Here is a 24,408-nt window from a genome sequence, read left to right on the forward strand (position 1 = left end):
AAATATACCGAAAAGAATAATATGAAGAAGACACTACTACTGTTGCTTTTGGCAGGAATTTGTTTAATGCCTGCCTGCGAGGGCCCTGAAGGCCCTCAAGGCCCTCCCGGTTTTGACGGAAGGGATGGAGAGGATGGAGAGGACGGGATGGAATTTCCAAATTTGGTGATTGAGACTACTATAAACTTCAACGAGGATAATGGATATAACAACGTATTTGAAATCCCTATTGCCCCTGATGATATCTGGCTAGTCTTTATAGAATGGGCTGTGATAGAGGGCAACTCCCTTTGGCGTCCCCTTCCCCAGTCTCAATTGCTGGAACAAGGGATACTATTTTATAATTTTCAGTTTACAAGTGATCTCCTCAGTATATTTTTAGAAGCTTCCATTCCTAGAGATGAACTAGGTGCCGAATGGACGGATAATCAAAGAATAAGAGCGGTTTATGTTCCTTCTTTTTTTGTAGGAAACGGAGAAAATGCAAGGATCAACCTAAACGACTACGATGCAGTAATGGAGCTCTTGGGATTAGAGGAAAAAGATGTAGTGCAGATGGAGGAAGTATTGGATTAGAGTAAAACTTTTTCACCATTTCAACCCCTTTTTATTTAAATAGACAGGGGTTTTTTTTATGTCCAAACGGTTTATCCTGTCAAATATAGATTCATCCCCTATCTTTGTGAAATGGAAATCAAAAACGACCTTATCCTAAGGGCAATCAGGGGGGAAAAAATAGAAAGAACTCCCGTCTGGCTTATGCGCCAGGCAGGAAGGATACTCCCGGAATACAGAGCCGTAAGAAACAGTGTGAGTGGATTTATCGAGTTGGCTAAAACCCCTGAATTGGCGGCTGAAGTCACCATTCAGCCTGTGGACTTATTGGGAGTGGATGCTGCTATTATTTTTTCCGATATTTTGGTTATTCCCGAAGCCATGGGACTCCCATACGAAATGGTCGAAAAAAAAGGCCCATGGTTTCCTTCTACGGTGAATGGCCCATCTGATTTAAAGAAGTTGAGGATAGCCAATCCACAGGAAGATTTGCATTATGTCTTGGAAGCCATCAAAATCACGAAAAAGGCACTCAACGGCAGGGTTCCTCTCATTGGGTTTGCCGGTGCACCCTGGACTATCTTTGCATACATGGTGGAAGGGTCGGGAAGTAAAACCTTTTCCAAGTCCAGAGCTGCATTATACCTAGATCCTGAGTTTTCCCACAAGCTTTTGGACATGATCACCAATAGTACCATCAAATATCTAAAGGCTCAAATCACAGCCGGAGCAAATCTGGTGCAGGTATTTGACAGTTGGGCAGGCATTTTACCCCCCTCCCATTATGCGGAATTTTCACTCCAATACATCGAGAAAATTTGTAATGCTATCACCGAAGTCCCAGTAACCGTATTCGCCAAAGGAGCGTATTTTGCTAGGGAGGCCCTTGGGAAAATAAACTGTGATACCATCGGACTGGATTGGAATATGGACATCAAGGAGTCCAGAACCCTAATAGGTTCAGAAAAGGCCTTGCAAGGAAACCTGGATCCAGCCGCCTTGTATGGATCAGATAAAAGCATAGTGGCAAGTACTCAAAACATGATGAAGGCATTTGAAGGCAGTAAACATATTGCTAACTTGGGGCATGGGGTATATCCAGATATTGATCCAGAAAAAGTCAAGCTTTTCATTCAGACCGTAAAAACCTATTAATTTTCTTTCAATTTGATTTTTTTGTTAAAAAAAATAAGATATTTTGGAATTTAAAAATATTTAATTATTCGAATTTTTTATTAAACTAACCTGATATTATGAGTATTTAAAATAACTATTTAAATTTTTTTATATTTTTTTTAGTATGCTTCCTAGTTCGATCACAGCCCGATTTAGGCTACACGGATCTTTTTCCTTGTATTTGAATGAATTGCTGAATATATTTGTAAAAATGTATTTCAAATACATAAAAACGATACAAGGGTAATTACCCTAGATTTTTGAAACTATGGAAAAGTTTTTAAGTAAAACCAGACATCAGGACTTTTATTTTCCCCATTTAAGCGGGTTTGTAACACCCTCTGGTGAGGTTTTTGTTACAGATCCCCTCAAGCTTATCCTAAAAAGGACTATGGACTTAACCATAAGCCTAGGATTGGTTTTCTTTGTAGTATGGTGGCTATTCCCGATTATTGCCTTGGGCATTAAGCTTTCTTCACCAGGGCCAGTGATTTTCACCCAGAAAAGAAACGGAAAAGATAATAAGGTATTTCATTGTTATAAGTTCAGGACGATGGCAAATCTAAAGGAAAAAACCTTCAAACAAGCCGTCTTAAATGATCCCCGTGTAACAATATTCGGAAAATTTCTTAGAAAAACAAGTCTTGATGAACTTCCCCAAATCTTTAACGTTATCTTGGGTGATATGTCCCTTATCGGCCCAAGGCCACATGCTTTGCCGATGAATGTGCATTTTTCAAAGGAAATCACTAACTACCAATTCCGGCACAATGTGAAACCAGGAATTACTGGTTTGGCTCAGGCAAAAGGTTACAGAGGGGAGATCAACGATTTCTTCGACATAGAACATCGGGTAAGGCTTGATCACTTTTATATTAGAAATTGGAGTATGCTTTTAGATTTGAAGATTATTTTCTGGACAATCCAATCATTCGTAACATCCTCAAAGAAAGCATACTAATCCTTTTGAGCTTCCTTATTTAGTAAGAGGTTCAGGTTCAACAGTTATCAAAATAAAATTCCATTTGTATCCTTGGATCCTCAAAAAATGGTATCCAATGGGTTGCAATACCGTAATTAGAAATAATGTTATGTGATTTTCAAATACAATTTTTTGTTTTTCAATTTGGTGAAAAAATTTGATAAGTCATTTTGATTTTTTATATTTGTAAAAATGTATTTCAAATATATTATTTTGTTTTTCAATATTAGGTGAAGGTAAGTGTGATTATTTTATAGAAAGGACACAGAGATGGAGAATATTTTGTTAAAAGAGAAACTGGCTCTCAGTCAATCAAAAGTAGCGAAGAAAGTTACTAGCTGGAAATCCTCAAATTTATCAAAGGCGGGTTTTTACGCCGAGTTTGGAAAAAGAGGATTTGATCTTTTTATTTCAGGATTAGTTATGATATTTATTTTATCATGGCTTTACCCAGTAATAGCCATGTTAATAAAACTTAGTTCCAAAGGTCCGGTTCTTTTCAAGCAATGGAGACATGGTCAATACAATAAACCTTTTCTTTGCTACAAATTCAGGACTATGGTGGAAAACGACGAAGCCGACATAAAGCAGGCAACGAAAAACGATAATAGAGTAACCTGGATAGGCAAATTTTTGAGGGCAACGAGTATGGACGAACTGCCACAAGTTCTGAATGTGATTAAAGGCGAAATGTCCATAGTCGGGCCAAGGCCCCATGCAATGCCAATGAACCGCCAGTTTTCCAGAAACATAGATAATTATATGGGTCGGCATTACGTTAAACCTGGTATAACAGGACTTGCCCAATGTAAAGGCTTTAGAGGAGAGATTAAGGACTTCTTTGACATCTACTCCAGATATAAATTGGACATGTTTTATTCTAAGAAATATTGTTTACTATTAGATATCAAAATAGTGGTTTTAACAGCAAGATCACTGTTATTGGGCGAAACGAATGCATATTAGGAACACATTTTGCTAATTCTCCATGGGAGTGGGGCTTGCATAGGGTTTGTGCGAATATTATAATTTAATCTTTTTATAATTTATTTTAGGTTAAATTTGCCTAATAAAAAAATAAAAGATTAGTTGACAACTAAAAAAACACTTTTAATTGTTTAAAAAAAATAGATATGTTCCGTAAATTTAGAAATAAAATTTATCACCTGAAAACTTCAAACTAGGGTTACGGATCAAAGGGCCAAATAAAAATACAGGGGCCAAAAAATTACTTGCAATAGCAAAGATTTTGGGAATAAATACAGACTAAGTGATGAGAAGATTCTTTAATATTTTACTAATTTTAACAGCGATTGTGGGCTGTTCCAAAAGAAATTTGGTGTACTTCAGCGATATTGACGTGGATTCCCAATATAGCGTGGAAATCCCTGATATAAGCAAACCGAAAATCCAGAAAAATGACATTTTAAGAATAACAGTTAGCAGTTTAAGTCCAGAATCGAACCTTCTTTTCAATCTTGGTGTTGTAAATCCACGAGAAAACAACAACCCACCCCAACTAGCCAACACTAATCCTCAAGCCCAGGTACCCATGGATGGCTATCTGGTAGATGGAAACGGTGAGATCAACTTTCCAGTATTAGGGAAAATAAAATTGGAAGGTTTGACTAAAGAAGAGGCGATTGAAGAATTAACATTCTTGCTTAGAGAACACGTAAAAGATCCGATCGTAAACATGCGATTTATGAATTTTAGGGTAACGGTTATTGGCGAAGTGAATTCACCCTCCTCCTTCATTGTCAATTCAGATCAGGTTAGTGTTTTGGAGGCATTAGGTCTTGCAGGAGATATGACAGAGTTTGGAAAAAGGGAAAATGTCTTGATAATTCGGGAAAATAACGGTGTGAGACAAGCTACTCGACTGGATCTCAACAAAAAAGATTTTTTAAATTCGGAATACTATTATTTAAGGCAAAATGACGTAGTGTATGTAGAGCCGGATAAAATGAAGGCTATCAGAGCAGGGACAAATCAGAGGAACCTAACGATATTAAGTGTCGTAGCTTCGTTAACAACCGCTTTACTATTCAATATTAGATTTATTTTAACAGGAGGATAATTATGAAAATTTCAGAACAACTCATGGACGGTTTTGTGCCAAATCCTGATGACAATGGTAATATAAAATTTAAAATTTTAAATTACCTTCGATACTGGTACTTATATGTATTAGGTCTTATCTTGTTCGTTGGGTTGGGATATGTTTATATCTTAAAAACAACCCCAGAGTACGCTACCTCCACTACCATTCTGGTGAATGCTGTACCCAGTAATACACACAACCAGATGGGAGGCTCAGATTTTTCGCAAAATGCAGTATACACCGATTTAGAGGGATACCAGCCTGCCAAAACAGTGGAAAATGAGGCGGAAATTCTAAAATCCAAGAGTTTAATGAAAAGGGCTCTCGAGGAATTGAATTTTAATGTGTCCTATTTTACAGATGAAAACTATTTCAGGAAGAAAGAAATTTTCGGGAAGCAATCACCTGTCGTTGTAGAATTGATAGAATATGATACCTTGGCATTTTCTAATCCGGATTTGGCCACTAAATTCACAATTATTCCCCAAAGTGAGGATGGCTTTATTCTTGAAAATGAAAAAGAAACCCAGACTATGTATGAATATGGGGAAGAAATAACTATGCCTTTTGGGATATTTACTGTCAATAAATCTGAAAATAACCCATTCGCTTCACCCGTCTACATAAAATTCAACAACCCCTATTCCCTTCCTAACAGCTACAGTTCTAGAGTAGATGTATTTATAGTCAACAAATTAGCGAGCATCATTGAAATCTCAATTACAGATCCGGTACCACAAAAGGGTATCCTAGTTTTAAACAAACTATTGGAAATATACAATAAAGATGCACTTAAAAGCAAAAATCAAACAGCTGCTAACACTTTAGAGTTTGTGGAAAACCAACTCAACAATGTAACTAGTGACATTCGAGAAATAGAAGAAAAAATTGAAAATTTCAAAAAAGTCAACAGAATTACAGAAATAAGCTCAGATGCCCAAAAATATTCTGAAAATTCTAACCAGTACAAAAATCAATTGGCAGAATATGCAATTCAATATGATGTTCTCATATCCATTGAAGAATACTTGATTGAGCAACAGGATGATTACCAGGCGGTGCCAAGTTCGCACTCAATAGACGATCAAACCCTATTGAACCTTATCAATGAGTTTAATGATATACAAAAACAAAGAGAAAGATTACTAAGAACGAATCAGCCAAATCATCCATTGGTCGTAGATTTAAATGATCAATTAAAAAGCCTAAGAAGGGGAATACTAGAAAACATAAAAAACATTAAGAAAAGTGTAGATATTGCACAACGCAACTTAATGGCGCGGGCAACGGATTTGGATGTTCAATCTGATAAAGTGCCTGCAATTGAGAGACAATTGTTGGAGATATCAAGACAACAAAGCATAAAGCAAGAACAATATCAGTATTTGGTACAAAAAAAGGAAGAAGCAGAGCTTTCTCTTGCTGCTACGACCGTATCCAGTTCGAGAATAATTGACCCTGCGCTACCTGGGGATACACCCGTAAAACCAAATAAAATATTAGTATTAGCCTTTTCCGTCTTTTTCGGTTTATTTATACCTATAGGTTTTGTTTATGGGAAAACTAAATTTGACAACAAAATAAAACTAAAAAAACAGGTTAGTTCGCGAACAAACATCCCAATACTTGGGGAAATTTCGAAAAAGAATAATAAGGATTTTATCAATATAACTGAATCGGTAAAAACCCCTGTAGCGGAACAATTTCGACTGATAAGAACAAACATTCAGTTTGCTTTACCAAATACTTTAACTAAAACCATATTGGTTACCTCTAGTAAAAGTGGTGAAGGAAAAACCTTCTTTAGCATGAATTTGGCAATAAGTTTTGCCCTTACACAAAAAAAGGTAATCGTATTAGAGTTTGATCTAAGAAAACCAGCTTTATTGGATGGTTTAAAAATAGACCAAGGCCTGGGAATATCTGAATATTTATCCGATGATAATATTTCCCTTCAAGACATAATAACTAAACATAAAGATTTACCCGAAACATTAGACATTGTAGGGTGCGGAGATATCCCCGAAAATCCTGCAGAGCTAATATTATCAGCAAAGGTAGATTTTTTCATGGAGCAACTAAAAGAGAGATATGACATCATAATAATTGATACAGCCCCCGTAGGTCAGATAGCGGATGCATACTCACTGTCAAGATATGCAGATCTAACATCTTATATACTAAGATATAATTATAGTTCCTTAGAAATGGTAGAGTTCCTGAACGAAAATTATCAGGAAAGGAAACTAAAGAATCCAATGATCGTTTTGAACGACGCTAAAGTAAACATGAGCTACGGATACGATTATTATCAGAAAACGGTAAAAGGAAGTAAAAAACCTAAAAGAAAAACCAACGTAGTCAAAGTGTAAAAGTCATTTATTTTTAAAGAAATGAAACAATACGTATTTGCTTTATGCAATAATTTTTTACTATTACTGAAGAGTGGGCATGAAAGAAGTGTTAAGGCTAAAAAGAATATACTGGCATCCTTTTTAATAAAGGGTACCAGTATACTCATTAGCCTGATGTTGGTTCCAATGACAATCAACTATGTCGATTCAACAAGATATGGAATTTGGATCACATTAAGTTCCCTTATTGCTTGGTTTAGCTTTTTCGATATAGGATTTGGACATGGACTTAGAAATAAATTGGCGGAAAGCATTGCTAAAAATCAATTTGCTTTAGCCAAGAAATATGTTAGCACGACATATGCTATACTATCAGCTATTATTGGAATCGTACTAATATTGTTCTTTTTAATAAATCCATTCCTAGAATGGTCTACCTTATTAAATACACCCCCAGAGTTAAGTGGTCAGTTGAGTGTCTTAGTATTATTTGTTTTTACTTTTTTCTGTCTAGAGTTTGTTTTAAAATTACTAACTACAATTTTAACTGCAAATCAAGAGCCAGCAAAAGGTTCTCTATTTAATTTACTAGCAAGCTGTTTATCATTAATTGTAATTTTCACTCTAACCAAAACGACTAGTGGAAGTTTGATTTATCTAGGTATAGCTTTAAGCGCAAGCCCAGTAATAATACTTCTAGCATCAAGCATTTACCTTTATGGCGGAAAGTATAAAGCATTTGCACCAAATATAAAAAGTATAGATTTCTCTCTCTCAAGAGACCTAATGGGATTAGGAATAAAATTTTTTATTTTACAAATAGGAGCAATAATTTTATTTAGTACAAATAATATTATAATAACCCAGTTGTTTGGTCCAGAACAAGTAACCCCATACAATATAGCATTAAAATTGTTTTCGGTAGTAACAATGGGATTTGGAATTGTGGCTACACCTTTATGGTCAGCATTCACTGATGCATACGTGAAAAATGAAATAGAATGGATTAAGGGGACCATAAAAAAACTAAAAATGGTTTGGTTGGCATTCTTACTTGCCTCAATAGTGTTATTATTCCTTTCCCCGATACTTTATGATTTATGGATAGGAGATAAGGTGAAGATACCATTTTCCCTTTCCTTAGTAATGACTTTATATGTAGGAGCAACAAATTTTCAAACTATCTATGTATTTTTCCTAAACGGTATAGGAAAAATAAAGCTGCAATTAATATTAGTATGTGTCACGGCACTTATAAATATACCATTAGCAATTGCAATGGGTAAGTTATTTGGAACAGAGGGAATAGTAATCACAAACGTTATAATCTACGGTACATTGGGCATAGTATTATCTATACAAACGAAAAAAATAATTAATAAGACAGCTAAAGGAATCTGGATAAGATAATGAAAAAATTCCTCTTAAATTTCTATAAAAATATACTTGCCCTTTTAAAATACTCGGCAAAAACTGATTGTATTCACTGGGGTAACGTTGGGAACAATGCAGATGAATGTAAAATTCATGAAAAAACTAAAATTCATGGAAACCACATAATAAGAGATACAGAAATTGGAGAGGGAACCTATATATCAAAAAATGCAAGTATATACAACACGATTATAGGCAAGTATTGTTCCATAGGCCCAAACCTTGTATCAGGATGGGGTTTACATCCAACAAATGGAGTTTCTACTTCACCGGTGTTTTATTCAACCGATAAACAAACTGGATTCACCTATTCGGAAAAAAAAATATACAAAGACAAAGAAAAAATAATTATTGGAAATGATGTATTCATTGGCGCTAACGTAACTATTATTGATGGGGTCAAGATCCATGATGGTGCAATTATAGGAGCAGGTGCAGTAGTAAGTAAGAACATACCACCATATGCAATTGCCGTAGGATGCCCAATTAAGATAATAAAATATAGGTATCCAAAAGATATTATTGATCAACTACTTGAAATAAAATGGTGGAATAAAGACGAAAAAACGTTAAGAAATGTTCATAAGTATTTCTACGACATAGAAGAATTTATAAAATCAGAAAACCTAGATGAATCAACAAACATCTCTATTAATAAATAAAAAATTTATAAATGAACTGGAATATAATCTAAAAATATTCTGGATTTGCATATCAATTTATTGTATAGGATCTGCATTGTCAATCGTATGGGATGGTGCTGCTATACGAATAGTACAACTATTCCAAACAGTATCTATACTGGTATTAGTTTATGTGTGTTATCAATTAATCCATGCTAAAGTAAAAAATGATTTTTTAGCCACATGCCTATTTTTTTATTTTATATGGGTAATATTTATTTTATTTCATGGATTAGAATATAATTATAGCAACATAAAAACAATAATATTTTCACAGTTGCCAAAGTATTTTTTTCCATTAATACTATTAATTCCTAAAAATTTAAAGTTCTATTCCAGGTTATTCAACATTACTTTATTCTTTGCAATTATATATATTGTATTAGTAGCTAACTACTTAGACATTATCTTGACCCATTATGAAATTAATGTTAAAGAAAAATTTGTATTTGAGGTTTTTACGCAAGAATTAAGTATACCAGCTGGATTTTCTCTTTTATTATATGCATATAATAAAAAAATAAAAAACATAGGATTGATAATTGCGGTTATAATCACATTATTAATCGGCATATATAACGCAAGAAGAGCAATTTCCCTATTCTCAGCCATAAACTTAATAGTTTTCGGAATAATATTATTTATAAACACTAACAAAAAGCCACTAGTAGTTCTGGTATCAATGCTACTATTCGTTATAATTGGAGTATATGCTCAGGATTTTATTCGACAAAGTAAAGATAGCTTTCTTCAAAAATTAATGGAAAGAGGAACAACGGACACAAGGTCAGGGGTAGAGGAAGCCTTTAAAAAGGATTTCAACCAAGTAGATTGGATAATTGGAAGAGGAATAAATGGTAGGTATTGGTGTCCAAATATTGATATAAATGACTCTACAGGATACCGATCAATGATAGAAACAGATTACTTAAATATAATCCTGAAAGGGGGCATTATACAATTAGCATTAATTCTGATAATAGCAATTCCAGCCGCATGGTTAGCCCTTTTTAAGTCAAAAAATCAATATTCTAAAGTGGCAGGAATTTGGATCATTTTATGGATATTAAGTTTATATCCACTAAACGTATATAATGCGGATTTAAATTATTTGATATTTTGGATTTGCATAGGAATTGGCTATTCAAATGACTTTAGAAATCTTTCAGATCGTAAAATAATCAATGCATTTAACGAATAATTAATTTTTAATTGATGAAAAATCCTAAAGTTTTAATTGTCGGACAACCCTTTAATTCAGAAACGGGAGGTGGAATAACTTTATCAAACCTTTTCAAAGGGTGGAGCAAAGAATCGTTAGCAGTGGTAAGTTCATCCTTTCTGATAAATGAAAATACAGATATATCCATTTGTGATAAATATTATCAATTAGGAAGTATAGAACATAAATGGATGTTCCCCTTTAACTTATTAAAAGCAAAGCATTACTCAGGTCAAGTTGAAATCAAAAAACTAGATTCGTCAACTAGTGAACAATTTTCAAGTCCTTCGAGCTTTAGAGTAAATTTAATTATGAATTATTTTTACCCTTTATTAGAATTTATTGGGATTTATCACGCTGTTTCTTATCCAATATTGTCTGAACAATTAATAAATTGGATTAAGGATTTTAATCCTGATATTATTTATGTACAAGCAACGTCAAGAAATGGAATAATTTTATGCAAAAAACTTCAAGATAAGTTCAAAGAGATACCATTTGTTTTTCACATGATGGACGACTGGCCCTCAAAAGTTTTAAAAGAAGGGGTATTGGGAAAATATTGGCATAAAAAAATTCAAACAGAGTTTAGGGAAATAATTCATGGAAGTAAGGTTTGCTTAGGAATAAGTGATTACATGGGCGAGGTATATGAGAAAAAATATGGCAAAAAATTCATTCCTTTTCATAACCCTATAGATATTGAATTTTGGAAAAAGTCGGAAAGAAAGGATTACAGTTTGGGTAAAGAAATGGTATTACTTTACGCGGGAAGAATCGGTATAGGGATAGACAGTTCCCTCAAAAAAATTGCTGAAGCAGTGGAATTAGTAAATAAAGAACATGGACATAAACTTTATTTTGTGATCCAATCTGCGGCTAAGCCGAAATGGATAGGCAATTATAAATCAATAAAACATAACAGTTTCGTAGAATACGAAAACTTACCAAAGGTATTTAGTAAAAGTGATTTCCTTATCTTACCCTATGATTTTCAATCTAAATCTCAAGCATTTATTAAATTCAGTATGCCAACCAAGGCTCCTGAATATTTTGCCAGTGGAAGTCCAGTAATAATTTTTTCACCCGAAGACACAGCATTGGTAAAATACGCCGAAAAACATTATTGTGCAAAAATTGTCACGAAGGATGACAAAAAGGAATTGGCTAAAGCTCTTAAAGATTTGATTGTTAATGAGGAGGAAAGACGGGACATTACTAATAAAGCTAAGGAGGTAGTAGAAAAATACCATAATGCAACTATTGTTAGAAATAAGTTCAAATCTATTTTAGAGTCTACAATTTAGCGAAAAATGAAGGTTACTATAATTGCAAATGGATTTCAAGAGGATTACATACATAATTTAGTGAAATCCTTGTCGGAAGAGGTAGAAGAACTAGATTTTATAGGATCGGACATATATGAGAAAGATAGGTTAGGTGAAAACACCAAGTTGATAAACTTACGGGGAGACCATAACCCAAATTCAAAATTTATAGAAAAAGCGAATAGAATAATAAAATACTATTTCAAATTAATAAACTATCTACTTCGTACTGATTCGAAATGTATACATATTCAATGGTTGAGATTTGATATTTTTGAAGGCATCTTCGTTCCATTGCTAATAAGATCTTTACAAAAAAAATCGATATATACTGCACACAATATTTTACCCCATAATCAGTATAACTATACACAAAAAATAAAATATAAAATAATATATAATGTACAGAGTAAAATTGTAGTACATACAGAATACATAAAAAATGAAATTTGCAGTCTCTTCAATATAAAACCTAATAAAATAGAAGTAATTCCTCATGGTGTATATGAGGTAAATTTGAAACCAGAAATTAATAAATTAGTAGCAAGAAGAAATCTGGAACTTCCAGAATCCAAAATTATTTTTTTATTTTTCGGTCGGTTTTCAGATTATAAAGGGTTTGATATTATTGTAGACGCCGTAAATAAATTGGGCCCTAAAAATGAGATTTTAATTTTAGTAGCTGGAAGAATAATTGAAAGCTATAGTGAGAAATTTGAATCTTTAAAAAGAAGGTGTGAACAAGAAAGTTTTAAGTTTATATTAAAACATGTTTCAGAAGATGAGATGGAGTATTGTTTTATGTCTTCAGATTACACTATTATCCCATATAAAGAGGCTAGCCAGAGTGGGGTGTTATTTATGTCCTATGCATATGGAATACCCGTAATCGCAGCAAATATAGGGGGATTTCCGGAAGATATAGTAGAAGGAAAAACTGGTACTACCTTCCAGGCAAATAGTCCCACAAGTTTAAGGGATTGCCTGGATCAAATTGTTTCAGAAAAAATAATCTATTCCGAAAATCAGAGAAACAATATTACCCAATATGCAAAAGAAAAATATTCTTGGACAAATATTGCCAAAAAAATAACTAAACTATACAGATCATAAAATTTGAAAACTTTAAATATTATCCAACTATTTTTTTATTTTATTAGTGTTAAGCATTTAGGGAAATAAAATTCCATCTAGGAACTTGGAAGTTCAAACAAATTCAAATATCCAGATCCCAAAACTCGGAAGGTAAAAAAATTCAATTGAATCCTACGCAAGTGGCAATTTCTTATCTCCCATTCAGGAAAAGAGGTGGGCTAAGATATCCAAGTAAACCTTTATTTTTTAATTCCGGTATTCAAATGGATTGTTGAGAAAAACACAATTTTAAAAGGATTTTTTAAATACATTTTCTTGTGTTTTAAATTATTTTTTATGTATTTTGTAAAAACAATTTTTAATACTATGAACATGATTAAAACAGCTAATTTCCCATATTCAGTTTTCAAAGAAAACTTGGACCGACTACCGGTAAAACAAAAACTCCTGATAAATACGATTAACCAATACTCATTTTGTTTAGCAGAACAGGACAAGGAATTTAAACATGTATTATTACATTCAGATGTGCTTTTGCCCGATGGCATAGGCATTGTAAAGCTTCTTGATTGGATTGAAGGGGAGAAAGTAAAAAAAATAGCAGGGGAAGATGTTTTTTTTCACCTGTTGAATAAGGCCAATAAATCCAAGGCAAAATGCTTTTTCTTAGGATCAACTCCGAAGACTTTAGATAAAATTGAAAAAAGGATAAGAACAGATTATCCTGGAATAGAAACTGGTTTCTACTCCCCTCCTTTTAAAAAGGAATTTTCGGATGACGATAATCAAAAAATAACCAATGAAATAAACAAATTCCAACCAGATATCCTTTTCATTGGAATGACGGCTCCTAAACAGGAAAAGTGGGCATATAACAACAAACACGCCGTTGATGCAAAAATAATTGTTAGCATAGGAGCTGTATTTGATTTTTTTGCAGAAACCATTTCGAGACCTGACCAATTTTGGATTGATCTGGGGTTGGAATGGCTGATTCGATTGATTAAAGAGCCAAAACGAATGTGGAGAAGATATTTATACTATGGACCAAAATTCATTGGCACTCTGATTAAGCTTAAATTCTCTAAGATGAAACTACAACATCAAGTCCAATAAAACTACAAGTAGGCAAAAACGAAAGGACTCTAGATTCGGCATAAGGGGATGCGTATGCTTACCTTTCTAGTCAATAATCGTATATTTGCAAGTATGCCGTATGTGAGGCATTTTAATTTTGTAAGTAGGAGAGGCATTTTATCAAATTTGGAATTACGTTAATTATTATTTGGCAACAATCTAATAACAAAATTTTTAAAAGTGAATCGAAAGTTGAAATAATATATAATGGAATTTGAAATCACTTTTATAAATTAGTAATTATAATCTTATATTCCATGAGGAAAAAAATAAAAATTTTATTGGCCAATTCATATTCATTCGATAAAATTAATGAAGATTATATAAACAAAGTCGGTCCTAGTCATTACTTAATGGGATTAGTAGAATTAAATAAGTTTGATGACATGGAAGTTGATGTGTTAAAGCATCAGAAATACATATGGCTTAACAAATTGGGTGATAAAATAAAAATCCCCTTTCTAGATCAACAAATAAGGTTATTGTTCAAGATTAGAAAATATGATATTTTATACTTCCCTTACCCTCTTTCAAATACCAGGTTATTAATGATGCTAAAACAATTGGGTATTATAAAAATTCCTATAGCAGTCTTGGTTCATCAGAATTTTTTTCATTATTTCAAAAAGAAAAGCTTTATTGATAAAGTGAATTATAATGCAATTTTCAATTATGATTATTTCATTTTTTTTAGCCTTAATTTACTTGAAGTTTTCAAAAAGGAATTTAAAGGTCAAAATATTGATTCAGAAGGAAAATTTCATTATGCCATGTGGGGTCCAGATATTGAATTCTATTCTAATTATAAACCTTCAGGTCATTTGGTGAAAGAGAAACAGAAACCATATGCAATTTGTGCAGGAACCTCAGATAGGGATTTCGAAATGCTTATTGAGGCATTTGAAGGCCTGGATATTGATCTAAGGATTCATACTAAACCTGAATGTGTATCAAATATTGACAATATTCCACACAATGTACAAATTATTACAGAGTGGACTCCCTACAATAGTTTAATTGAATACTATAAAAAATCTGAATTTATCATTATTCCATTAAAAAAAGAAGTTATACCTATTGGAAATACCTATGGCCTTACTGTACTACTGGATGCAATAGCAATTGGAAAGCCTGTAATCATGACTCATCATAATTTTGTTGACATTGACATCGAAAGGGAAGAATTCGGATTGTGGGTGAAGGATAACAGTGTGGAAGGCTGGAGAAATAAATTGAAAGAGATGATTCAACTCAGAGAAAGGTACGATGTGATGGGAGAAAATGCTAAAAGAAAATCCAAATCAATAAACATAAACCATTTTTCAACACAGGTGAATAAAATTTTCAGAAAAATTAAATCATACTAGTCATAATGGAAAAAATTGCATTTTTGATTTTAGCTCATAGTGATCCTCAACACTTGAAGGAACTTGTAAACGCCCTAGGGGTCGATAATGATATTTATATTCATATCGACAAAAAGTCAAATATTCAGAATTTTACTAATTTAATAAAAGACAACAATGTAACTTTTATTCAAAATAGATTTAAAGTTTCTTGGGGAGGGATCTCAATAGTAGATGCCCAAATTGAACTAATTCGTGCTGCTATTAATAGTAAAAATAATTACCTTCATCTGTTGAGCATTTCAGGTTCCGACTATCCACTTAAACCAATTAGTGAGTTAAGGGAATTTTTATCATCACGGAGAGAAAAGGAATTTATCAAGTTCATTGATATGAGGGAAAGTACCGATCATTACATGAACCACCTGAATTATAATAATTATAAAGAGCCGTTGTTCTACTCGACGAATAGCATTTTAATTATATTGGATAAAGTGATTAGAAAGGGGCTGAGGTCCTTGAAATTTAAAAATGAATGGAAAAAGGAGGTTATCCCCTATTTCGGGAGTTCTTGGTGGGCTTTAACACCTGCATGTTGTAAATACATCCTGCAATACCACTTGGAAAATCCATGGTTTTATGAAATGAACAAGCGTACCTTTGCTCCGGATGAGCATTTTTTCCATACGATTGTTGGCAATTCCCAGTTTTTAGAAGCATCTGGTGGAGTTCAGGAATTTCGTTTTGTGGGGACTTGGCAATTTGCAAACCTCCACTTGATAGATCCCTCATTGGCAAAATGGTTTACGCTGGATGATTGGGAACAAGTTACCAATAGTAATCAGTTTTTTGTCAGAAAAATCAGATCGAGTGATGGGGCTTCTCTTGTCAAAAGAATAAAAGAAAAATTCCTAAGCAAAGGGTCAGTTCGCAAAAATAAGCCCTCAACAAATATTGATACTGCCCAGGAATAGTTTTTTATTGGTTTAATTGTACACTGTAAAAGGGGTCATTGTAGAAAATAGCCAAAAAAAAACCATCACTGAATCAGTGATGGTTTTTTTTTGGCTATTCATTGCTAGTGCTTTACGACTAATCTAGCCCTTTCAGTCTTTCCATTTCTACCTACAACCTGTATCTGATATACACCAGTTTTTAGGTTGTCTGTCGGAATCTCAAATTTGTCACTGAAATACAACTCATGACCCAGGTGATAATCCACCAAACGTCCATTCATTTCGTAAATACTAATATGCTCTATTTCATAATTAGTTTCCAATTCCAAATTGACATATTGATTGGCCGGGTTGGGATAAAGCTTCATACCTTTCGCAGGATTGATTTCATTGCCACTTTCCAGTAATAGTTGATCAGTGGAAACACTCATCTCCCTATACCCTCTCAAATTAGCTCCTTTAGGCATTTGTCCTTTTGTGTAAACAGAGATGCCTGATATGGAAGCGTTATTCGCCTTGGCCCTCAAATCAATGTTTATTACACCATTGGTTACTTTTACACTTTCGAATACCAACATGGTCTCTTTATTTTGATTTTCAACAAACATGTCGAAATTCGATTTTTCCAAATTCCCTTGAAGATAGATATCGAAGACCCTCTGGCCAGCCCTGGCTGCTGGTCCATGCTTTCCAAAATATACCTCATTGTGGTATGTCACTACAGTGTACTCTCCGTTAGGTACAGGCATTTGATAGGTAACCCTTGTTCCAAACCTCTCAGATTGAAAGAGGCCTATAGCACTTGCTGTCCTATTTACGCTGAAATTACAATTTGTACTGGTTCTCCAGTCTTGGCGATCGGATTGAAAATCGATATTGTTGAAACTTGTGGATTCAGCTAATCCAGTGTTCATGTGAAGTTCCAATCCCTTTACGATTGGTTTATCTATAACATTTCCACCTTCCGAACTGATCATTATTCCGGATATTGAAGCATTGTTGACCTTGGCCCTCAAATCTATATTCAATACGCCATCTGTTACCACGATATCTTCAAATCTCAGAATTGTTTCTCTGTTCTGGTTTTCAACAAACATGTCGAAATTCGTTTTCACTGCTATTCCTTCCAAGAGGATGTCAAATACCCTTTGGCCAGATCTGGCAGCTGGACCACTCTTTCCAAAATATAGTTCATTGTGTAATGTGGTGACCGTATACGTACCGTTTGGCAAAGGAATAGCATAATTAACCCTCGTACCAAACCTTTCAGTTTGAAATAACGGTTCTGAACTTGCGTTTGGATGAGCACTTACCCTACACTGGGTTGAAGTTCTGTAGGCATTCATCTCGCCTTCAAAAGTCACGTTTTGATAGTCCACTTTTTGGTTGCTTCCGGTATTGAAAACAACTTTATGCTCACTTGTTCCTCCGGAAATTTCCTTGAAAACAGATATGCCAGAGATGGTAGCATTGTTTACTGAAGCAATTAGGTCTACATTAAGTACCCCATCATTTACTTCTACCTTATTGAAAGTAAGTACAGTTTCCCGATTTTGGCTCTCCCTAAATAAATCAAGATTCTTCCTCACGTCTGTATTCTCTATTCTAATATCGAATACTCTTTGCCCGGCTTTTGAACTAGGTCCATTTTTCCCAAAATAAACTTCATTGTGATAGGTTTTGACCATATACGTTCCGTTAGGCACAGGTATGGCATAGGAAATCCGGGTCCCGAACCTTTCTGTTTGAAATAGAATTTCGCTGCTAGCTTGCCTGTTCTCACTAACCCTGCATTGATTTGAGGTCCTAAAATCATGGATTTCTCCTGCGAAATCTTGCTCTTGGTAATTCGTGGTTCTGTTACTACCAGTATTAAAGCTATAAAGATGTTCAAAACCTTCCACTTGGTCATCGGTGTTATCCGTATCTGGCTCTGATTGTTCAGCGGGTTCATATGGCTGTATCATCAATCCAGAAATGGTCGCATTATTTGCGAAAGCCCTCATGTCCAGATTGAGAATTCCATCTTTCACCTCGATGTTCTCAAACCTCAATACTGTCTCCCTATTTTGGTTTTCAGTGAACAGGTCAAACCTACTTTTTACAACGTTTCCTTCAATGGAAATATCAAAGACCCTTTGCCCAGCTTTTTGAGAAGGCCCATTTTTTCCAAAATACAATTCGTTATGGTAGGTCATTACAGTGTAGTTGCCATTAGGAAGAGGTATCGCATAGGATACTTGTGTCCCAAACCTTTCTGTTTGAAATAGTCTTTGGCTACTTGCATTGTTATTCTGTGAAACCCTACAATCCCTTGAGGTTCTGAAATCATGGATTTCTCCAATAAAGAAGTCTTCCTGAAATTCCACTCCCTGGTTAGAGCCAGCATTAAAAGATATGTTCTTATCCGCACCCTCAATGATCTCATCAATGATTTTTTCATCCTCGCTGATCACTAGCTTACTCAATAAGCTTATTACTTCGGATTCCACTGTTACTCCTTGACTTGTGGAGACCACTGCTCTTAATTGATGATTTCCCTCGGGAACTGATGACCACACCACTAAATAAGGAGCTTCATTGACCTCTCCAATAAGTTTGTCCTCATTATAGACCCTTACACTATTTATATGGTTTCCATGGTCAATTACTTCGGCAACAATTTCCACATCGTCCCCAGCATTCATTTGGGGATTGATTGAAGGGGTGGTAAGTGTAACCTCAGGAGCAGGCAAGACCTCTGGTTCAGAAGCTAAGGGGCTTTTGTTAATTAGCACTACCGAGGTAAATGGGGCCAAAGTTACATTACCGGATACTTTTTGACCTCGGACATCGACATAATCTCCTGCTACAGCTATGGTTTTTTGGTTCCTGCTGGCATTATATTCAAAGAGGAAAAAATTAGAGGTATCGAAAAACTCTACTTCCGCCTCAGCGATTTCGAAATCATCCATCCAATAGGTGAAGCCGGATTGTTCGGTAACCACAAAGAATGTGGTAGAGGCCGAAGTGGCATACGGAGAGAAAACCACCTCGTGAGACTGGGTGTTGGTAGTTAAATCAAAAGTAAGCCTAGGTGAAAGCGTTTGCCAAGGTGATCCTGCGTGCCTCATATAAACCTGTACAGCTCCTGGTTTATCCGATTTTCCCTTGAACCTAAACACATAATCTTTACCCTTTTCCACAGAACCTATGGAAACTCCAAATGTAGTGGGTTGACTACTGTTAACCCGTAAACTTCCACCATCAATTCCATTGCTGTCCCATGAACACCTGCTACAGTTTATTCCTTGAATATTGGAATTAAATGCTGAATTTGTATATCGGCTTGATTGGGTTTTGCCAACTTTGAAGTTTTTTAAGGAAATATCAGAACTCGTTGAATTCCTATCCTTTCCGAATTTATTTTGCCAATCCTTTAGGTTATTATAGGAAGGGATGTTTTCAGAACCATTATTATACCTGTAATAGATACTATAGGGATCCCCTAATGGTCTCAAAAAGAAATTGTTATCGAAATTGGCAAAATGCTGAATATCATTCTTGTTTGATGTAAGGTTATAGGCATTCTGATCAGGATTTTCAGAAAATAAGATGTTGTTTCTGATAGTATTGTTCCGTACGTCGGTACCCCGAACATTGTTATCCATCAAAACCTGGGAGTTTGCACTAAAAAACGTGTTTTGCTCCACGATAACATTCCGGGTATTTGCCATCTTAATCCCACTGTTATGTGTATAGCCTATAGTATTACCCCTTACTTCAATGCCATTGGAATTGTCATCTAGAAAAATGCCCTCAGCCTTTCCTCTGGCATTTACAGGACCCTGACCAGCACCATCTAAAGCCCCTACACCATTGATGATGATGTTATTTAAGACTTTACGTCCAGTCCTGTTTTGATTATTGTCTCCGACGTATGCATATATCCCCCCACCATCGTCTTTTACAAAACAAAATGTGTCTATAAAATTGTATTGAACCAATGTCCTGTCTCCTCCAAAATAAACCCCGTTATATCCAGAGTTGAAAATATGGTTGTCTTCAATTAAATTGTCATTCCCAACGGCCATGATGCCCATACCTTGTAAATCACCATTTTGGCCCCTGCCAGCAATATCGTAAGTGTTTCTTATAATATTTTTCGTTACCTTAACTCCACTTTCATTAAACCTAAATCCAATCCCTGTATTATAGGAAAATTCAACTGTACTGCTATCCACTACAAAATTGGGGACATTACTAGCGAAAATACCATTTCTCCCTGCAAACCTAAAATGGGTTCTTGAGATTTTTACATCCGAACCACCACTAAAGTTTGCAATGTCATTATTTGCCCCTTCCAAGGAAACGCCCTCTATTAAAATGTGGCTAGATGCACTGGTCTTGGTAATAACATGATCCCTGGTACTTACTTCCAGCTTATAGTTATTTGGATTTGCTGAGCCAAAATATACTATAAGTTTTTTTGAACTTTTGTTGTAAAACCATTCTCCGAAAGAATCCAGTGTATTAATATGGTTTTGAATAAAAAACCCATTTCCATTCCTAGGGCTATATCCCCCTGAGGCAGAATAATGAAAAGTATTACCAGAGTGGCTAGAAATTGGATGTATGTCAATTATCCAGTCATTTTTTCGAATTACTACCTCTCCTCCATTGAAATTGTGAGAAGAACTAAATTGGCTACTGCTAACAGATGAATTTCCAGAATGTTGACTAATAGTAAGGTATCCTTTATTCGGTGCATCCAGATTTGGAAATCTTCCCATCTCAATCCGCTCTCCATTTAACAAAACCACCTTAACATCAGGGCTATTGATGGAGTTCTGGGATTCAAACCGCCCATTACCTATTGACCTCCATCCTTTTACCTCTACAAAACTGGTTATTTTTGGTTTATGGCCTGTGCCATAGGCTCCAATCCTAATTGGATTTCCATTTGAGCCTGATCTGTTAATCTGAATAGTACCATAATACGTTTCCCCTCTTTTGAAAAGAACTGCATCCCCTGCTCTCAATGAGCTGAATATGGAATTAAGCTTTTCTATGCTTCTCCACGGCGTGGCTGGGTTCTGCGCTTGCGCAAAACTCCTATTGTCATCTCCTGATTCAGAAGAGAAATAATAATCAGCCGCTAATAGTTGATGACTTAAAAAAAACATCAACACTACTCCTCCAAGATTTAAAACTTTACTTCCCATAACTTAAAATGTTTCGACACCCTTCAAAAAAGATAAATGACCATTGATTTAAATTTTCGATCAATTCTGATTTTGTGCACTTATTTTTGACTTTTAAAAGATAAATTTGGTATTTTGAAATTAAGAATTATATTTTTTGATTTTCATATATACCAAAATGATATTCTAATTCATTAGGTATTTTTTTTAATAAAGAAGGTAAAATTCTAATTTCAAAGTTTAAGGGAAAATAATTTAACCCATAAAAATTCACCGAAAACACAATGTTTTCAATGATTGGTTAAATTTTGCCTTTTGAAATAATAATAATGTTGATAGTGTAAATTCTCAGTTGAAAAAAAAAAATTAAAAAAATTGGTCTTTATGGATTAGTTGGAAATAATCGGACAGTTCTACTTTAGTCCTCCTCCAAAAATACTACAGGAATCAGGATCATCACATCCATTGAATCAATCTCATGCTGGTCTGACACACTTCCTGTAAACAAATCCAGGTGTTCCTTTCCCTCAAAATTAAATTCTTGGATTTCTTTATCCATATTGCTAAAAATAAGTAATTCCCCATTTTTTTCAGGTACATTGTAAGTCACGAATTCCATCCCTGAAATAAGAAATTCCAATCCCTCCTCTGAATAAAAGTCAATAATTAGAGAAACATTTTCCAAGCTTTGCATTGGAGTAATGTGAATTTCATTTTCTGAGGATCCACCCACTTGAAAAGGCTTTCGCATCGATATGGGGTTCCATGGGTCTCCATTCCTTCTAAAATAAGCACTAACAGCAAGTGGCATTTCTAACTCGGTAGTGATTCTTAAGCCATATGATTTTGAAGATTCTACGTTCCCAATATTACGTATAAGTCCTGCATCAATGTCATTTATAAGCAGTTTCAAAGATGCATCACCGACCGCTTTGAGCATGCATCCATCCCCTTTGCAAGCACCTTGGGGATTTCCTGAGCGAATAATAGCCTCCAATAAATCCTCTGAGCCCTCCTCAATCAACTCTCTTTGTCGTGTGAAAAATATCGCTTCCCCTCCTTTTTGGACGGAAGAAAGCCATTGATCAATTTCCCAATACGGGCTTTTTTCATTCTCCTTAATTGCAATTTTAATTGGCAGTTTATCCTCAGTGGGATTTACAAATTGATTATTGGAAAATGAAATATTGTCTCTCCAGTCCATCGGTTCATTCGATGTGATTTCGACTATGGGCAATTCATTGGTAGAGGCGATGAATTTATTCCCATCCACCGAAATCCCCCTAAACTGACTGCCTAAATCATCATTACTCACCTTTATACCGCCATGGAGAAAGTTATTATCGATATGGATATTCCTTGCATTGTGAAGATGAACGGCATTTCTTTGAACATTCACCACCTTATTGTTCTTCACCAACACACCGGATGCATTATCATCCAAATAAATACCCTCCACCTGCGGAGGATATACCGATTCTTCAAGGTTAGCTCCTTTCCTGTCTCCCCTCCCATTGAGAATGACGTTTCCAGAAACTTGCCGATCCTTAAATTCTGCATTGGATACTCCTGTATACGAATAAATCCCCCCTCCATCATTTTTTGTCAAGCAATAGTCAGCAATATAATTATCCATAACTTTAGTCTCATGACCACCGAACACGATACCGGAATACCCGATATTTTGAAGAATATTTGACTTGATAAGGCCAAAATCGGAGGTTGCATTTATCCCCATGCCGTTTCCATCTCCATTTTGTCCCATTCCTTCAAAAAGATAGACCTCTGAAATTCGGTTATTTCGTATTTCTGCCTTGTAACTGTTTTGGACAAGGTAAACTCCACTGTTAAATGCATTGCTGACCAGGTTGTCAAGAAATCGGATTTGCGGAGAACTACTGGCTTGAAAAGCATTTTTGCCTGCTAAATTCATTTCACAATTTTGAAAAGTGATATTGCTTGCGCCTTTTAAGGCTATCAGAGATTGATTAGCGCCTTCAAACTTTATCCCTTCAATGGTTAAATACTTTGCATTAATACCGTTCTCCACCAATTGATCCAAAACACTTGCCCAAATTTCATCCGGATAACCCTCACTGTATAGATATAATTTTCTGGTATCCTTGTCAAAATACCAATCCCCGTCTTTAGCAAGCGTATTTATATGGTTTTGAATGAAAAAACCATACCCCTTCGAACTAGGGTATCTTCCTGAATCTTTAAAAAATAGTTTTTCCCCTTCTTGGCTTTCAATATAATGCCTATCAATAATCCATTGGTTTTTCCTGATTACGACCTCTGCCCCCTCCCAATCATCAAGGGAGATAGATGAAGCTACATAGTCACTATTTTCTGAGATATTTTTCAGCCATGTATCATCTTGATCGTTGGGAAACCTTCCCATTCTCAGTGGTTTACGCTTGTTACTTACTATTTGTAAATCCATCGAATAATCCAAATGGATAACATACACATTTTTACCCTGCTCCTCCCATTCACCCAATTTTTGCATTCCGGAGACCGTTGGTTTATCTCCATTGCCATAGGGTCCAATATAAATATTGTCGGACATAGAGCCTACTCCATTGAGAACCATCTTTCCAAAAAAGACTTCCTCTCGCTTAAGTAACAAGGAGTCCCCAGGTCTTAATTTTGGTAGTATTTCATTGAGTTTTTTCAGCGATTGCCATGGGGTTTCAGGAGAAGTTGCCTCTTTAGTTGATCTATTGTCGTCACCGGATTTCTGGGAGAAGTGATAAGTAGTGGAAAATCCGTAACTGGATATTAGGTAATAAAAAACGGTAAAAGCGACTATTCTGTGAAATAATGGTTGCCTAAATTTCATGAATCTCA

The 24,408-nt window shown here is 34.9% G+C and carries 16 protein-coding genes; 14 read left to right on the forward strand and 2 right to left on the reverse strand.

The window, feature by feature from the left end; all coding sequences use genetic code 11:
• Positions 1-21: 21 nt before the first annotated feature.
• The 14 genes from DB520_RS20800 to DB520_RS20865 all read left to right on the forward strand — a co-directional run bounded on the left by DB520_RS20800 (position 22) and on the right by DB520_RS20865 (position 16,390).
• Positions 22-576 carry a hypothetical protein gene (locus DB520_RS20800; protein ID WP_157972180.1) on the forward strand — a complete coding sequence of 185 codons (555 nt, stop codon included), beginning with the start codon at positions 22-24 and terminating at the stop codon, positions 574-576.
• 111 nt (positions 577-687) lie between these two features.
• Positions 688-1,710, forward strand: coding sequence for a uroporphyrinogen decarboxylase (gene hemE / locus DB520_RS20805; RefSeq protein WP_114751706.1), 1,023 nt, complete (start codon positions 688-690; stop codon positions 1,708-1,710).
• A 289-nt stretch (positions 1,711-1,999) separates the two neighbouring features.
• Positions 2,000-2,692, forward strand: a complete 693-nt coding sequence (locus DB520_RS20810) for a sugar transferase (protein ID WP_114751707.1) — start codon at positions 2,000-2,002, stop codon at positions 2,690-2,692.
• A gap of 291 nt (positions 2,693-2,983) precedes the next feature.
• Positions 2,984-3,679 carry a sugar transferase gene (locus DB520_RS20815; protein WP_114751708.1) on the forward strand — a complete coding sequence of 232 codons (696 nt, stop codon included), beginning with the start codon at positions 2,984-2,986 and terminating at the stop codon, positions 3,677-3,679.
• 307 nt (positions 3,680-3,986) lie between these two features.
• Entirely contained in the window at positions 3,987-4,793 is an 807-nt protein-coding gene (locus DB520_RS20820) for a polysaccharide biosynthesis/export family protein (protein WP_114751709.1), read from the forward strand.
• Positions 4,794-4,795: 2 nt separating this feature from the next.
• On the forward strand, positions 4,796-7,189 hold the full coding sequence (locus DB520_RS20825; protein ID WP_114751710.1) for a GumC family protein: 2,394 nt from the start codon (positions 4,796-4,798) through the stop codon (positions 7,187-7,189).
• Between the two features lie 21 nt (positions 7,190-7,210).
• Positions 7,211-8,581, forward strand: coding sequence for an oligosaccharide flippase family protein (locus DB520_RS20830; RefSeq protein WP_114751711.1), 1,371 nt, complete (start codon positions 7,211-7,213; stop codon positions 8,579-8,581).
• Positions 8,581-9,267 carry a CatB-related O-acetyltransferase gene (locus tag DB520_RS20835; protein WP_114751712.1) on the forward strand — a complete coding sequence of 229 codons (687 nt, stop codon included), beginning with the start codon at positions 8,581-8,583 and terminating at the stop codon, positions 9,265-9,267. Before DB520_RS20830 ends, DB520_RS20835 begins: the two co-directional genes overlap by 1 nt.
• Positions 9,236-10,489 carry an oligosaccharide repeat unit polymerase gene (locus DB520_RS20840; protein ID WP_114751713.1) on the forward strand — a complete coding sequence of 418 codons (1,254 nt, stop codon included), beginning with the start codon at positions 9,236-9,238 and terminating at the stop codon, positions 10,487-10,489. The genes DB520_RS20835 and DB520_RS20840 overlap by 32 nt, the downstream gene beginning before the upstream one ends.
• Before the next feature lie 14 nt (positions 10,490-10,503).
• Positions 10,504-11,817 carry a glycosyltransferase family protein gene (locus DB520_RS20845; protein ID WP_114751714.1) on the forward strand — a complete coding sequence of 438 codons (1,314 nt, stop codon included), beginning with the start codon at positions 10,504-10,506 and terminating at the stop codon, positions 11,815-11,817.
• A gap of 6 nt (positions 11,818-11,823) precedes the next feature.
• Positions 11,824-12,951 (forward strand): glycosyltransferase family 4 protein, encoded by a 1,128-nt coding sequence (locus DB520_RS20850; protein WP_114751715.1) that lies wholly within the window; start codon positions 11,824-11,826, stop codon positions 12,949-12,951.
• A gap of 348 nt (positions 12,952-13,299) precedes the next feature.
• Positions 13,300-14,049, forward strand: a complete 750-nt coding sequence (locus tag DB520_RS20855; RefSeq protein ID WP_198675404.1) for a WecB/TagA/CpsF family glycosyltransferase — start codon at positions 13,300-13,302, stop codon at positions 14,047-14,049.
• Between the two features lie 278 nt (positions 14,050-14,327).
• Entirely contained in the window at positions 14,328-15,437 is a 1,110-nt protein-coding gene (locus DB520_RS20860; protein ID WP_114751716.1) for a glycosyltransferase, read from the forward strand.
• 5 nt (positions 15,438-15,442) lie between these two features.
• Complete coding sequence (locus tag DB520_RS20865) at positions 15,443-16,390, forward strand: beta-1,6-N-acetylglucosaminyltransferase (RefSeq protein WP_114751717.1); 948 nt, start codon at positions 15,443-15,445, stop codon at positions 16,388-16,390.
• A 104-nt stretch (positions 16,391-16,494) separates the two neighbouring features.
• Here DB520_RS20865 and DB520_RS20870 read toward each other — a convergent pair whose 3' ends face one another.
• Both DB520_RS20870 and DB520_RS20875 read right to left on the reverse strand, forming a co-directional pair.
• Positions 16,495-21,576 carry a malectin domain-containing carbohydrate-binding protein gene (locus DB520_RS20870; protein WP_114751718.1) on the reverse strand — a complete coding sequence of 1,694 codons (5,082 nt, stop codon included), beginning with the start codon at positions 21,574-21,576 and terminating at the stop codon, positions 16,495-16,497.
• A 397-nt stretch (positions 21,577-21,973) separates the two neighbouring features.
• Positions 21,974-24,400 (reverse strand): right-handed parallel beta-helix repeat-containing protein, encoded by a 2,427-nt coding sequence (locus DB520_RS20875; protein WP_114751719.1) that lies wholly within the window; start codon positions 24,398-24,400, stop codon positions 21,974-21,976.
• Positions 24,401-24,408: the final 8 nt, after the last annotated feature.

This window comes from Pleomorphovibrio marinus (assembly GCF_003347495.1).
Taxonomy (GTDB): Bacteria; Bacteroidota; Bacteroidia; order Cytophagales; family Cyclobacteriaceae; genus Pleomorphovibrio; species Pleomorphovibrio marinus.

Coding starts and splice junctions, on each gene's coding strand:
- DB520_RS20800 (WP_157972180.1), top strand. CDS start 22: ATGAAGAAGACACTACTACTGTTGCTTTTGGCAGGAATTTGTTTAATG.
- hemE (WP_114751706.1), top strand. CDS start 688: ATGGAAATCAAAAACGACCTTATCCTAAGGGCAATCAGGGGGGAAAAA.
- DB520_RS20810 (WP_114751707.1), top strand. CDS start 2,000: ATGGAAAAGTTTTTAAGTAAAACCAGACATCAGGACTTTTATTTTCCC.
- DB520_RS20815 (WP_114751708.1), top strand. CDS start 2,984: ATGGAGAATATTTTGTTAAAAGAGAAACTGGCTCTCAGTCAATCAAAA.
- DB520_RS20820 (WP_114751709.1), top strand. CDS start 3,987: ATGAGAAGATTCTTTAATATTTTACTAATTTTAACAGCGATTGTGGGC.
- DB520_RS20825 (WP_114751710.1), top strand. CDS start 4,796: ATGAAAATTTCAGAACAACTCATGGACGGTTTTGTGCCAAATCCTGAT.
- DB520_RS20830 (WP_114751711.1), top strand. CDS start 7,211: ATGAAACAATACGTATTTGCTTTATGCAATAATTTTTTACTATTACTG.
- DB520_RS20835 (WP_114751712.1), top strand. CDS start 8,581: ATGAAAAAATTCCTCTTAAATTTCTATAAAAATATACTTGCCCTTTTA.
- DB520_RS20840 (WP_114751713.1), top strand. CDS start 9,236: ATGAATCAACAAACATCTCTATTAATAAATAAAAAATTTATAAATGAA.
- DB520_RS20845 (WP_114751714.1), top strand. CDS start 10,504: ATGAAAAATCCTAAAGTTTTAATTGTCGGACAACCCTTTAATTCAGAA.
- DB520_RS20850 (WP_114751715.1), top strand. CDS start 11,824: ATGAAGGTTACTATAATTGCAAATGGATTTCAAGAGGATTACATACAT.
- DB520_RS20855 (WP_198675404.1), top strand. CDS start 13,300: ATGAACATGATTAAAACAGCTAATTTCCCATATTCAGTTTTCAAAGAA.
- DB520_RS20860 (WP_114751716.1), top strand. CDS start 14,328: ATGAGGAAAAAAATAAAAATTTTATTGGCCAATTCATATTCATTCGAT.
- DB520_RS20865 (WP_114751717.1), top strand. CDS start 15,443: ATGGAAAAAATTGCATTTTTGATTTTAGCTCATAGTGATCCTCAACAC.
- DB520_RS20870 (WP_114751718.1), bottom strand. CDS start 21,576: ATGGGAAGTAAAGTTTTAAATCTTGGAGGAGTAGTGTTGATGTTTTTT.
- DB520_RS20875 (WP_114751719.1), bottom strand. CDS start 24,400: ATGAAATTTAGGCAACCATTATTTCACAGAATAGTCGCTTTTACCGTT.